General features: G+C 71.4%; 1 protein-coding gene. It reads right to left on the minus strand.

Annotated elements, in window-relative coordinates:
* Positions 1-216 (minus strand): hypothetical protein (locus OQ02_RS39675; protein WP_033443840.1); only part of this gene is annotated, 216 nt, incomplete at its 3' end.
* Positions 217-329: the final 113 nt, after the last annotated feature.

Here is a 329-nt window from a genome sequence, read left to right on the forward strand (position 1 = left end):
GCCCGGGGCCGAGGCGGCGAGGCGCCGGAGCAGCCGGAGCTGGGAGTCCGTGTCGGTCACCCGGCCGCGGCGCACCGGGACGCTCGGGACGTCGGCGAAGACGCCCGCGCCCGGTGCCCAGGCGCGGGTCCGGGAGCTGCCGATGTCCAGGGCGATGCCCCGCAGCGGCCGCCCCGTGTTCACGCCGTCGACCGCTGCTGCTCCGAACGATCCCATCACTTCCGTCCATTCCCTGCGGACCCGCTGAATACGAGGCCGATTCGGTCCCTCACTATGCAGTATCCGTGGCGGGAACGCCATGGAGGTATGGGATCGAAGGTACTGATGTG

The sequence above is a fragment of the Saccharothrix sp. NRRL B-16314 genome (assembly GCF_000716595.1).
In the GTDB taxonomy this organism is placed as follows: domain Bacteria; phylum Actinomycetota; class Actinomycetes; order Mycobacteriales; family Pseudonocardiaceae; genus Actinosynnema.